The sequence below is a fragment of the Sediminibacillus terrae genome (genome assembly GCF_009602435.1).
Lineage (GTDB): Bacteria > Bacillota > Bacilli > Bacillales > Amphibacillaceae > Sediminibacillus > Sediminibacillus terrae.
In genome coordinates this window covers 54,055-66,044 of the sequence record NZ_VZDQ01000006.1, presented here as the reverse complement: position 1 = coordinate 66,044, position 11,990 = coordinate 54,055, and the positions used below count along the sequence as shown (strand labels likewise).

General features: G+C 44.1%; 13 protein-coding genes. 2 read left to right on the top strand and 11 right to left on the bottom strand.

What is annotated here, in order from left to right; translation table 11 throughout:
* Window positions 1-337: 337 nt before the first annotated feature.
* Both pgmB and F6X55_RS02485 read right to left on the bottom strand, forming a co-directional pair.
* Window positions 338-1,009, bottom strand: a complete 672-nt coding sequence (pgmB, locus tag F6X55_RS02490) for a beta-phosphoglucomutase (protein ID WP_153461815.1) — start codon at window positions 1,007-1,009, stop codon at window positions 338-340.
* Window positions 1,010-1,081: 72 nt separating this feature from the next.
* Window positions 1,082-1,288: a hypothetical protein gene (locus F6X55_RS02485; RefSeq protein ID WP_026569080.1), complete on the bottom strand. Its 207-nt coding sequence runs from the start codon at window positions 1,286-1,288 to the stop codon at window positions 1,082-1,084.
* 180 nt (window positions 1,289-1,468) lie between these two features.
* Between F6X55_RS02485 and pdaB the strand changes: the two genes are divergently transcribed.
* The gene (pdaB, locus tag F6X55_RS02480; protein ID WP_026770999.1) at window positions 1,469-2,227 is read left to right on the top strand and encodes a polysaccharide deacetylase family sporulation protein PdaB; all 759 of its coding nucleotides are present in this window, start codon (window positions 1,469-1,471) and stop codon (window positions 2,225-2,227) included.
* 24 nt (window positions 2,228-2,251) lie between these two features.
* Here pdaB and F6X55_RS02475 read toward each other — a convergent pair whose 3' ends face one another.
* Complete coding sequence (locus tag F6X55_RS02475) at window positions 2,252-2,923, bottom strand: KinB-signaling pathway activation protein (RefSeq protein WP_153461812.1); 672 nt, start codon at window positions 2,921-2,923, stop codon at window positions 2,252-2,254.
* Between the two features lie 140 nt (window positions 2,924-3,063).
* Here F6X55_RS02475 and gerD point away from each other — a divergent pair, with 140 nt between their 5' ends.
* Window positions 3,064-3,729 carry a spore germination lipoprotein GerD gene (gene gerD / locus F6X55_RS02470; protein ID WP_153461810.1) on the top strand — a complete coding sequence of 222 codons (666 nt, stop codon included), beginning with the start codon at window positions 3,064-3,066 and terminating at the stop codon, window positions 3,727-3,729.
* A 61-nt stretch (window positions 3,730-3,790) separates the two neighbouring features.
* Here the strand turns inward: gerD and F6X55_RS02465 are convergent, their stop codons facing one another.
* The 8 genes from F6X55_RS02465 to truA all read right to left on the bottom strand — a co-directional run bounded on the left by F6X55_RS02465 (window position 3,791) and on the right by truA (window position 11,976).
* On the bottom strand, window positions 3,791-4,846 hold the full coding sequence (locus tag F6X55_RS02465) for an Mrp/NBP35 family ATP-binding protein (RefSeq protein WP_026569077.1): 1,056 nt from the start codon (window positions 4,844-4,846) through the stop codon (window positions 3,791-3,793).
* A 104-nt stretch (window positions 4,847-4,950) separates the two neighbouring features.
* The gene (cwlD, locus tag F6X55_RS02460) at window positions 4,951-5,667 is read right to left on the bottom strand and encodes an N-acetylmuramoyl-L-alanine amidase CwlD (RefSeq protein ID WP_026569076.1); all 717 of its coding nucleotides are present in this window, start codon (window positions 5,665-5,667) and stop codon (window positions 4,951-4,953) included.
* Window positions 5,668-5,920: 253 nt separating this feature from the next.
* Window positions 5,921-6,607, bottom strand: a complete 687-nt coding sequence (locus F6X55_RS02455; protein ID WP_153461808.1) for a hypothetical protein — start codon at window positions 6,605-6,607, stop codon at window positions 5,921-5,923.
* Window positions 6,608-6,701: 94 nt separating this feature from the next.
* Entirely contained in the window at window positions 6,702-9,137 is a 2,436-nt protein-coding gene (locus tag F6X55_RS02450) for an ABC transporter permease (protein WP_153461806.1), read from the bottom strand.
* Window positions 9,134-9,826 carry an ABC transporter ATP-binding protein gene (locus tag F6X55_RS02445; RefSeq protein WP_153461804.1) on the bottom strand — a complete coding sequence of 231 codons (693 nt, stop codon included), beginning with the start codon at window positions 9,824-9,826 and terminating at the stop codon, window positions 9,134-9,136. The genes F6X55_RS02450 and F6X55_RS02445 overlap by 4 nt, the downstream gene beginning before the upstream one ends.
* Window positions 9,827-10,101: 275 nt before the next feature.
* Complete coding sequence (rpsI, locus tag F6X55_RS02440; protein ID WP_026569075.1) at window positions 10,102-10,494, bottom strand: 30S ribosomal protein S9; 393 nt, start codon at window positions 10,492-10,494, stop codon at window positions 10,102-10,104.
* A gap of 20 nt (window positions 10,495-10,514) precedes the next feature.
* On the bottom strand, window positions 10,515-10,952 hold the full coding sequence (gene rplM / locus F6X55_RS02435; protein ID WP_026569074.1) for a 50S ribosomal protein L13: 438 nt from the start codon (window positions 10,950-10,952) through the stop codon (window positions 10,515-10,517).
* 259 nt (window positions 10,953-11,211) lie between these two features.
* Entirely contained in the window at window positions 11,212-11,976 is a 765-nt protein-coding gene (truA, locus tag F6X55_RS02430; RefSeq protein WP_153461802.1) for a tRNA pseudouridine(38-40) synthase TruA, read from the bottom strand.
* Window positions 11,977-11,990: the final 14 nt, after the last annotated feature.

The following is an 11,990-nucleotide window of genomic DNA, read 5'->3' as shown; positions in this document are numbered from 1 at the left end:
CCAGCGTTCGTCCTGAGCCAAGATCAAACTCTCCATAATAGTTGAGCTTGCTTGCTCGTTCAAAAAACTAGCTTGTATATCTTGCTTGACATACTGGTTGTTTTGTTCAGTTTTCAAAGATCAAATTATAATGTGTCGTTTTTGGCGACGAAATATAATATAACATGGTTACAAGTAAGTGTCAATGTTTTTTGGAACAAAATATTTTTAATGTTGAACACAGACATTTAGCGCTGACTTGCAACAAAAAATAATATACCACATCACCATTTGATTATCAATAGTAAATTTTAAAGGCTTCCTGCCTATTCCCTTTTAAAGACTTGGCCCCCGTACATCATGCTTGGTTATCCTCGCTGATTTTCATCTCCAGACTATTCAAACCCAAATGACTGGTATCGGGTATGACCCAATCCGCTTCCGCTAGATACTTCTCTTTCCCGATTCCAACAGCATACATCCCCGCTGCTTTGATTGCCTTTACACCAGAACTTGCATCCTCAATACCGACACAATGCGCTGTAGGAACCCCAAGTTGCTTCGCTGCAGTCACAAACACTTCGGGGTCAGGTTTCCCCCGTTCCACTTTGGCAGCATCAACCACCGTATCCAGTAAGTTTGTCACCTGTAATCGTTCAATGACAGTCTGTGCATTCTTGCTTGCGGATGCAAGACCCGTTTTTATGCCAGCTTGTTTTACTTCTTTCATAAATAATTCTACACCAGGCAATAAATCGTTTGGGCTGACCTTTTGTATAAGTTCCTGATAGTGTTCATTTTTCTTTTCCGCCAATTGTCTTTTTTCTTCTGCTGTATAAGTTTGATGACTTTGCTGAAGAATTAACTCCAAAGAGTCGACTCGGCTCAATCCTTTTAGCTGTTCATTAAAGGAACGGTCAAAAGAGATATTCAATTCGTCTGCCAGAGCTTTCCAAGCCAAATAATGATATTCCGCTGTATCGGTTATCACGCCGTCCAAGTCATAAATGATTGCTTCTATCTCCATCATGACCACCCTCCATGCTGATAATATCCATTACCATGACTATACCACAAAGAGAATGGGTGTTAATCGTCCTTCTCAACTCAATATGTACTTTCTGCACTCCTTATCCTCAGCAACCTTGCGAAACAATTGAAAGAGAATACGGTAACGTTCCCTCATTGCCCGTCTCACTATATGATCAATCCGATCATCCTGCATATCCAATAAGAGTTCCTCCAACTCCCGTTTTATGAGGTACTCCATTTCCTTCCGTTCTCTTTCGTCGACTAACAGTCCTACCATTCAATCGCCCCCAATAAGTGTATAAATGTTCTACTATGATACCCGTCCTTCCCTTTTTTATAATAGGCCGCCTACAAACGGAAAATTCAAAAACTTATGGATGGAAAATCTTCTTTCCCTTTGGTTCATGAACGGACGTTGTCCATCATAAAATAAAGCAAGTCCTAAAGGAGGGGAGCAATGGAACATTTTTATGTCATGAAAGTGAACCGATGGAAGCGCTGGGCCTTCATCGTAGTGGCGGCACTTTTTTCTGCATTTATTATATGGGTGGACAATGAAAGTAGTTTATCTGTTTTTTCTACGAAGGAAAGTCCGGCCGCATTAAGTAAAGGGAGTGAACAGGATCCAAATATCGCCCTTACCTTCAATATTAGCTGGGGAAACGAAAAAGTGGAACCGATCTTGGAACAATTGAACAAGCATGAAGTAAAAGCCACCTTCTTCTTGAGTGGCGAATGGGCTGAACGGCATCCGGAAATCGTTGACAAAATTGCAGAGAAACACGAAATCGGCATGCTGGGATATCGTTACAAGAGCTACTTGAAGCAAGAGAAGGAACAAGTAAGAAAAGACTTATTGTATGCAAAAGAAGTGTTCCGCAAGCTTGGATACCCCGATACCAAGCTGCTTCGTACACCAAGCGGCCATTTTGACAAAGAAATACTGAAAATGGCCGAAGAGTTGGGGTTCGACGTCATTCAGTGGAACGTAAATCCGCATGACTGGCAAAATCCCGGGGAACAAGAAATCATCGACGAGGTGATGAAAAATACAACCAACGGAGACATTATCCTTCTCCATGCATCCGATTCCGTCAAACAGACTCCAGGAGCATTGAAAACACTGCTTCCCGGATTAAAGAACAAGGGCTTTCAGTATGTCACCATTTCAGAATTGATTTCCAGGATAGAAGCAAAGTCCAAAACAATTGATTAATATTTGAAAAAAAGCAAGCGTTTATTATTTACGCTTGCTTTTTTGTTTTTTATTCTGTTTTTTCACAGGATTGGCTGCAGAAGTTAATTCCTTTCCTTCCTCTGCCGCTTTTTGGTTGGTGATCCGATGGAGCAATAATAATTGATAAGTGTTACATAATAATAACGGAATAATCATCAACCATTCGTAATCGCTCCCAGTCGACCGCAAACCAGGCACCCATTCGATGGAAGTGACCACAAACATAAAAAACAACGCCGGGATAAACGCCTTGGCATTGGTTTCATTTGCTTTGATTCTGGCTATTATCAAGCTGTACCCGAACAATACAGCAGCCACCAGCAAATAGACAAAGATGGATGTTTCCCCGTCAGCAGACTTGTAACGGAAATAAATTAAATCAAACAAAGTGAAGAGAATCAGCACTACCTGGATCGGCAGCCAAAGTCTCCTGAACATTCCCAGTCCGAATTGGTTGATGGTCAAATAAGCAAAGAACCCCATTTGGCTGATCAAACTGAATACCAGTCCGAGGGCGGTGAAGAATATTACTAAACCCAATAGTTCAAAAAGGTCGACCGGCTGAAGATATTCCCCATAAGAACCGGCTTTTACAAAAAAACTGGTCACCAGGGTGGAAACAGCTCCAACCAGCAGGGTAGTTAAAAACATGCGAACCCAATTTCTACTGTTCACTCGATATCCTCCTAATTAATATACCTTGTCCCTAACGTATTTTATCATGAATCCCCCGTTTTTTCTTCAGCAATACATAATTTTTCTGCTTCTAACCATATTAAGACTAAGTGAGTGCAAATAAAAGGAGTGGATCCTGTGTGTTTAAACTCATGCCACATTTATTACTATGTATATCCCTTCTCCTGTTAAGCTCATGTGGTGGCGGTGGTAACACCACGAGCGGAGAAGAAGGCAACTATGATACAACCAAGAAAATGGTTACCGATATATTGAAGACGGACGAAGGTAAAAAAGCCATCACGGAAGTACTTTCCGATGAGGAAATGCAGAAGACCTATGTGATTGAAGGAAATACAGTAAAAGACTCCGTCGAAAAAGCTTTAACTTCAGAAGAAGGAAAAAAGTACTGGACAAAAATGTTTGACGACCCGAAGTTTGTCGAGTCGTTTTCCAAAGCCATCCAGGACCAGCACAAAGATGTATTAAAAGGCTTGATGAGTGATTCGTCGTTCCAAAAACAAATGATCGAGTTATTTCAAAACCCGGAAATGACTGAGCAGATGGTAAGTGCCATGAAAAGCCAGCAATTCCGCGAGCATCTGGAAAAAACAATACAGGAAACGATGGATTCCCCTATGTTCAAAGCCCAAATGAGCGAGATAATTTTAAAAGCAGCAGAAGAAATGAAACCATCACAAGGCTCTGGACAAGATCAGAGCGGCGGTGGCGGCGGAAGCGGGCAAAGCCAGGGTGGACAACAGGGCTCTGGGCAGGGATCCGATGGGGGCGGAGGCGGAGGTTGATCCTTCTCTTGTTAAACATAAAGAGCAGTCCAGAAAAGGACTGCTCTCTTTTTTAAAAAATTTATTCGAAGCTGTCGATCACTTTTGCTGCAATTTTGCGGTATTCTTTCCCGTTCGGATGATCTTCCTGGTAAACGGAAGGGGCAAATACATCCTCTTCTTCATAAGGCTGCTGCAGTGGCAGCTGGCCGATCACCTTTGTTTTCAGATATTCAGCCAGTTTTTTTCCGCCGCCTTTTCCAAAGACATATTCTTTTTCCCCGGTAGTCTTGCTTTCAAAATAAGCCATGTTCTCTACAATCCCGATGATTTCATGTTCGGTTTGCATGGCCATTTGCCCGGCTCTCGCTGCAACAAAGGCCGCGGTAGGATGCGGAGTCGTCACAATGATCTCCTTCGAGGAAGGAAGCATGGAATGGACATCCAGAGCAACGTCTCCAGTTCCTGGCGGTAAATCGAGCAGCAAGTAATCAAGCTCTCCCCACTCTACTTCTTTGAAAAAGCTTGTCAGCATTTTTCCCAGCATCGGTCCACGCCAAATGATGGGAGAATTGTCTTCCACAAAAAATCCCATGGATACCAGCTTGACACCAAACCTTTCTACAGGAATGATTTTTTCGCCCCGCACGACTGGACGTTCTTCTACCCCCATCATGTCCGGTACGCTGAATCCATAAATATCAGCATCGATGATGCCGACTTTCTTGCCAAGTCTGGTCAATGCCACAGCCAGGTTAACGGTCACCGTAGACTTTCCGACACCGCCTTTGCCGCTGGCCACCGCAATAAATTTGGTGTTGGCATTCCCGCCTAGCAGAGAATTCGATTTCTCCTCATCCGCTGCAGGCTGGTACTTCGCAATCACTTCGTCCGGCAGCTGCTCGAAACGAAGTCCGACTGTGTTTGCACCCGCTTTCTTTAATACGTTGACGATCTCCTGTTGGAGCTGCATTTGTTCAGCGGTGTTTGTTTTAGCAATCGCTAATTTCACACTGACATGCTTCTTTTCTTCTTTGATGCGTACTTCCATTACTCCGCCAGTCTTCTCGAACGTTGTATGTAAAAACGGGTCTTCGATTGGATTTAATAATTCTAAAACCTGCTCTTGGGTAAGCAAATTGTGTCACCATCCTTTGATCGCTGTCCTTTTCCCACAATGCTAGTATAACATATCTGTACGGGATGCTAAGTAATACGTTTTCAGGATGGGTAACCCATTTATTATTTATCTTCTCCGTCTTCTGTTGCGTAACGAAGAATGCCCTCATAAATGCTTGCTGCCATTTTCCCCTGGTAATCGTCTGTTTTTAAAAGTTCACGTTCATGCACATTCGATAAAAAACCAATTTCCACTAGCGCTCCCGGAGCTTCGGCATGCTTCAATAAATACATACTTTTCAACCCAAGTGCCTCCCGTGTGGTATTTTCCAGATTACGTTTGATTTCGTCCTGAATTAATGTCGCCAACCGCTCGTTCGCTCCATCAGAAGGGTAATAAAAAGTTTGCGCTCCGGACCATTGGGTAGCAGGAAGAGCATTCAGATGAATACTGACGAAAAAGTCCGCTTCCTTATCCTTAATGAATTCCACACGATTACGGATATCCTCCGACTTTCTTCGTGACAAACCTCTTGTTTCCTTGGCAGCCAAATCCTCGTCTTTTTCTCTCGTCAAGAATACAAGGGCCCCGGCCTGCTGCAAGTAATTTTGCAGTTTCTTTGCTACACGCAGGGCGATCTCCTTTTCCTGTGTATCGTCGCTTCCTTCCGCTCCGCCATCTGGACCGCCATGGCCGGGGTCCAGCACAATCACTTTTCCTGACAATGGCAATGCCCATGAATCCCACGAATCGGTTGATTGTTGAATCGGATATTGAATTAACAGCACCAACAGGACGACACCTAACATCCATAACGCTGCTTTTATGTATTTTTTCATGCTCCCCGGCCTCCTAAACATCTTCCTGTTGTCCACTATATGGGACAAGTCGGATGTTTATGACAGGTTTTACGAGCGTAACCAGATAGCGGCAGTGAAATGGCCAAAAAAAGACTCCCAACCAAATATGGTTGAGAGCCTTTGCTTTTCGAAATATTAACGCTTCGAGAATTGCGGTGCACGACGATACCCTCAAGAGCGTACTTCTTACCTTAAGCAATATAATTTCTCTACTTCTATTTCTTCTATTTAGCTAGTCTAATTCAATTATGATATTTCCAGGTGTCCAACTCCCGTACATCTTAAATGCAATATTTTCACTTCTTTCGGGAATCTCGTACGTGGCTTCTGTAATCACTTTTGTTATTCCTTTGACTCTAATTCCATTCCATGTCGATTCCGTCATTTCATCGAATTCGATAGGATTGAAAAACTCTCCATTCTTATTTATCAGCGGGAATGTTTGTGGTTTATAAACAACACTTCCCTCTCCCGCTTTCTTATGATAGGAAATCCGCAGGGTAATTAATTCTTTCTCTGTCTTAAGGGCCGCTGGAGGGTCAACACGTTCTACCACAACTTCTTTATCCTCCGCTTCAAACACTTTCTCCCCGATTGTCAATGTTTTATAAGCAGTCTCTTTTTCTTGCTCGATGAAATTCCCGGCTTGAACGGATTCGTCCTCCTCTTCCATCATCTCTTCATCAGAAGGGGCAGAAACCTCAAGTGACCCTGCTGTACCATCGACATCATTAGTAGACGTGTTGCTGGACTGGACCTGTGGGTTGTCTGGAATGGCAAATATCATGATGGCGGCCACTCCGCCAGCCAGGGCAGCCCCGCCAATACTAAATACATAACGGAATGCCTTTTCTGTCTGCCTGGTATTTGAAACTCCTCCACGAAAACCTTCACTTGGCGTCAATTGAACGGCCTTCATTGCAGGAAGGGTGGCTCCAACAATACCGGTAAAGACAGGAATCAAAAGCGTAGCCGTGAAAAAGAAGACAGATTCAGCCGGGAATTGGCTGTAACTAATCGTAATAACGACCTAGGGATAGACAAAGGCCGAACACTCCGGCTAGCAATCCAGTGATAGCCCCTTCCCAAAGGACAAGCATCCGTACCGTACTATTCCTCCACCCTAATGCTTTCAGGACAGCGAATTCCGACTGACGCTCGGCAACATTCTGCCACATAATTTCTGCCGTCGTCAGGATAGCAATCAGCATCGCTACCCCCATCGCGATATAATGCATGACACCAACTTCCATGGCTACAAACTCACCCAGCCAGGTAGTGTACATCGTCCCACGTAATTGAAAGGTGATGAATAAAAAGTAGATTAACATAGCAGTCGGCAGTGCAATTGATACAATGGATAATAACGCTCTTTTCCATTGGGTCATCAATTGATTAGCTGCCATTCCGAAGCTTGTGAAGGCTTGAAAGCTATGTCTTTTCTTTGCTGTCACTTCTCCTTTATTAATCGTTTCATATGGAGAAATTCGCCGTACGAGAATACTCGGAATGAATGAACCCAACAAATAAATCGACAGCCCGAATATGGCGATGGACAGCAGTCTCCATATGGAGGTCTGCACATCGTTCGTGACGTAAATGATTCCGAGAATAAACCAGCTGACTAAAGACACAAAGCTCCCAAGGATAAGAGCTTCTATAAATAACAGAAAGCTTAGTTGCTTCGGTCGCCACCCTACAGCAAGCAATAGGGCAAACTCCTTTTTACGTGCATACATCATCATAATATTGGAGGCAAATACATATACGATAGCTACGATGATGACACTGGCGATAACACCGGATAAGCCCATCCTTGACTCTTTGAAAATGGAAATTGAAGAACCAAGCTTAATCCACGGCTGTTCGACCCATCCAAGGCTCTCCTGCTCACCAGAAGCAGGAATGTGGGTAATTGCTGGCTGTGGGGATGATCCCAAGGTGATATCCGTGATCAAACCGGTTTTTTCTTCAATTTCACTGGCAATTCGGTCTAACACTTGTTCACTCGAATCGGACATCTCATCGACTCCCCGCACTTTTACGCGGATTGCCGAAATCGGTTCATCTCCGAGCACTTGAGAAGCAGCCTCGATGGTGGTCAGCAGAAGCGGAGGTTTCGTTAAAAAACCATAAGGATTGTTCAATGGCTTCATCGTCTCTGGAGGGTTGATAGGGTTCTTCTCACTATCCATGACCCATTTTGCGCTTGAAGGAAAATAAGTTTCCATGGGGAGTTCGTTCAGTGGATCCTTGGACAGGTTCAATTGGGAAGGGTCAAATAATCCCTGGAAATCGAGTTCAAGACGGGGCCAGCCTTCACTATTTTCGGAAAACATGGTAATAGGACGGTAGGCATGCTTCTGTGCCAGCGGACTATCCGCAGGAACGGCGTAGGGTTTTACCTGATAAGCAAATGGCCAGCGTTCTCCGAACGGACTGTTGACTTCACGGTAAGTGACGGGGGACGGCCGGAACGCCATCCAATTGAACGAATCGAGTGATGCCTCGTTATGCTCATTGTTTCCTTTGATCAGCTCGATGGTTTTTTGGTGGGATTCTTCTGAGGTGAAGGTAAAGTGATCGATCTGATTTGCTTCCAGGTCGTCGAGGTATTGCTTTCCTCCCTGCTCCTTGACCTGGTTCATGACTTCTTCTTGTTCATCTTGCTGGAATGATTGCTCGATTCTCTCAATGGTATAAGTGGAAGTTCCTTCGACAAACGACTCGGTGCTCAACAGGACAGGGATTTGAATGTTTTGCAGCCCTCCCCCGATATCTTTGATTTTTACAGATGAGTTATTGTTGAAAAAGCTCCTGGTTTGCTCCGATTTATCCGAAATAGCATCATTCAATCCTGTTAATTGGGCTTCCGCTTCAGGATCGATTCCTGCAACCAGGATATTATTACTGTTGACCAGCTCTCCATTAAATCCTGTTACCCCATATTCCTGCTGGGTGCCTTGCGGAGCCTGCCAGCTGCCAATAGTGAAATATAGCGTGTTCTCGTCCTCATAGGTATTGACACCGTTTGTCGTTGCGTTTTGCATATGTAATCGGTATATGCCTGGTTCGTTGTAAGTTACTTTTGCAAGTGTCGTGCCATAATCGACATACCCCATCATCGAGATGGGAGCGGCTGTTTCTACCTCTTGCATGGAGCGGATTGCTTCATATTGATCGAGGGAGATTCCTCCACTCAGTCCACTGAGATAGTTAGGTTCCAGTAACTGTTTATCTTCTGTGACGCTTCTGCTTCCTGGAGGACGGACGACTATATCATAAGAAGACTTCCAGCGTTTCTGCAGTTCATCGACGATGGTTCCTTGACTTGCTTGCGTCGTTCCCACCAGGTAACTTAATCCGATGCTTACAATCAATGCACCGATCAGCAACAAAATGAATCGTTCCTTATTCCGCCACCAGGAATTCCAAATCAATCGTATCATAGGCCGGATACCCCCGTATCCCTTATGACGTTGCCATCTTTCATTTCGATCATACGATCAGCACGCACAGCCAGGGCTGATTCATGGGTGACAAAAATGACCCCACAGCCTTTCTCCTTATTGAGCCGGAGGAGCAGGTCAAAAATCATTTCGCCTGTTTCGGTATCCAGGTTGCCGGTAGGTTCGTCCGCCAACAGCCAATGCGGCTCATGGATTAAAGCTCTGGCTACAGCCACACGCTGCTGCTGCCCTCCTGAAAGCTGGGAAGGGAGAGAATTCATTTTATCCCCAAGCCCTACCTCTTCCAGCAACTGTTCCGCCCGCTGCTTTTTATCATAAGAAACCTTCCGGGATAACAACGGGGCCATCACATTCTCAAGAGCCGTCAGAGTAGGCAGTAGGTGATACTGTTGAAAAACAAACCCGATGTTCTCAAATCGAAAATCAGCTAATTCTTTTGAATTAAACCCTTTCAAGTCTAATTTTCCATAGTGCACAGTCCCCCCTGATGGTTTATCCAATGTTCCGACCAGGCTTAAAAAAGTGGACTTGCCTGATCCAGATGAACCCACAATAGAGACGAACTCTCCTTCTTTGAACTCCACATTCACTTGATTAAGAGCGATTGTATTTACACCGTCACCTTTAAACTCCTTATGCAGTTGAATACATTTTATGGTATGTGTCATATTCCCCTCCCCCATTGTAAGTGTTTTATGGTTTCTATCTTTTTTGCTTCTAAAGTATACATTATACAACTATGTTATAAATCCTTTATCTAAAACTTTGTTGGAGACATGTACACACACCACCTATCTGCTCTTTTGTTTCTTTGAACAATTCAACGGTAGAGATAGGGGTTTTTGTAATTTTTTGTGGAATTTTTCTAATACCTACAGATAGTGCAGAGCCCAAAAAAAGACTCCCAACCAAATATGGTTGAGAGCCTTTGCTTTTCGAAATATTAACGCTTCGAGAATTGCGGTGCACGACGAGCGCCTTTAAGACCGTATTTCTTACGTTCTTTCATGCGGGAGTCGCGAGTAAGGTAGCCTTCTCTTTTAAGAGCAGAGCGGTATTCTGGATCTGCTTCCAACAAAGCACGGGCTACACCGTGGCGGATTGCGCCAGCTTGGCCGGTAAATCCTCCACCGTCTACGTTTACTAGTACATCGTAGCTTCCTTCTGTTTCTGTAGCAGCTAGAGGCTGCTTAATGATTGTACGAAGTGTTTCGTATGGGAAATAGCTTTCAGCGTCACGTTTATTGACAACGATACGTCCAGTCCCTGGTACTAAACGCACGCGTGCAGTTGAGCTTTTACGGCGTCCGGTGCCGTAGTATTGTACTTGTGCCACTATCGTTTACCTCCTTTTAATTATCCGCGAAGCTGGTATGCTTCAGGTTTTTGTGCTTGATGATTATGATCCGGGCCACGGAATACGTGCAATTTCTTACCCATTTTACGGCCAAGGCTGCCTTTTGGAAGCATACCTTTCACTGTAAGTTCGAGCATTTGCTCAGGGTATTTCGTACGCATTTCGTTCGCATTACGCTGCTTCAAACCACCTGGGTGGTTGGAGTGACGGTAATACATTTTGTCATTAAGCTTGTTACCAGTAAGTTCGATTTTTTCTGCGTTTACGATGATTACATGATCGCCTGTGTCAGCATGCGGTGTGTATGTTGGTTTGTGCTTGCCGCGAAGAATAGCAGCAACTTCACTTGCCAAACGTCCAAGCGTTTGTCCTTCAGCATCCACAACAAGCCACTTGCGTTCAATATTATTTTCATTCGCCATGAAAGTTGTGCGCATGTTCAGTACCTCCTGAATTTCAATTTCCATAATCTTTTATCTAACTTCGACTTCCCAAATCCACGGAATCAGAACGATAACTCCACTTGTCGTTTTCTGTTCTTCCTTACTCGAATGGACTGGGCAGATTGCGTATTTCATCTATTCTACACGAATTAACTTTCCGGGGCTAATCGTGGTATAGAAATAAAATGCCATTAATCATACTATAACAATTAAGGAGGGATGTCAAGGAAATGTTACACTAGGAACCGTTGTTTTATAACGGATTTTTTTCACTTTCCGAATAGGTGACATTCCATAGAAACAAACCTTGCGGCGGCGCTGTTTCACCGGCGGCTTTGCGGTCTTCAGCGGCAATCACTTGCGGGATCGAAGAAGCCGGTCTTTTCCCTTTGCCAATTTCCAGCAATGTTCCCACCAAAATTCGCACCATATTGTATAAAAAACCGCTGCCTTTAAAGGAAAAAATGATCATGTTTCCATCCCTGTGACAACCAGCCTGATAAATCGTGCGGATTTTATCCCCTTGCAAGTCTGTTTTAGCGGAACAGAAAGAAGAAAAATCATGCCTGCCTTCTAACTGTGCACAAGCTTTCTGGATCGCTTCGATATCGAATTCTCCGTTCCTGCGCCAGCAAAAGTGCCGTTGGAATACATCGTTTTCCTCTGCATTCAATACAAAATAACGGTACTCCTTTTCCTTTACATCATAGCGTGAGTGAAACGCATCCTTTACTTTCTCCGCCTTGATTACTCGCACATCGTCTGGCAGCAAGGCATTTAAAGCTTTTTTCCAATTGGGCTCCGGCATCTGAATATCGGAATCAAAATGGATGACCTGACCTTTTGCATGGACACCGGCATCGGTTCGTCCTGATGCTACTACTCTAACGAAGTCGCCTTTATGGACTTTCGTCAACGCTTTTTCTATTTCTTCTTGTACAGTACGTCCATTCGGTTGGATTTGATATCCCGAAAACCCAGTTCCATCATAGCTAATAGTACATTTTATCCGTCCCACTGTCTTATAAACCC

Bases quoted from the DNA above. Each gene is read 5' to 3' on its own strand.
- pgmB (WP_153461815.1), bottom strand. From the start codon at position 1,009: ATGATGGAGATAGAAGCAATCATTTATGACTTGGACGGCGTGATAACC.
- F6X55_RS02485 (WP_026569080.1), bottom strand. From the start codon at position 1,288: ATGGTAGGACTGTTAGTCGACGAAAGAGAACGGAAGGAAATGGAGTAC.
- pdaB (WP_026770999.1), top strand. From the start codon at position 1,469: ATGGAACATTTTTATGTCATGAAAGTGAACCGATGGAAGCGCTGGGCC.
- cwlD (WP_026569076.1), bottom strand. From the start codon at position 5,667: ATGAAAAAATACATAAAAGCAGCGTTATGGATGTTAGGTGTCGTCCTG.
- F6X55_RS02455 (WP_153461808.1), bottom strand. From the start codon at position 6,607: ATGAAGGCCGTTCAATTGACGCCAAGTGAAGGTTTTCGTGGAGGAGTT.
- F6X55_RS02450 (WP_153461806.1), bottom strand. From the start codon at position 9,137: ATGATACGATTGATTTGGAATTCCTGGTGGCGGAATAAGGAACGATTC.
- F6X55_RS02445 (WP_153461804.1), bottom strand. From the start codon at position 9,826: ATGACACATACCATAAAATGTATTCAACTGCATAAGGAGTTTAAAGGT.
- rplM (WP_026569074.1), bottom strand. From the start codon at position 10,952: ATGCGCACAACTTTCATGGCGAATGAAAATAATATTGAACGCAAGTGG.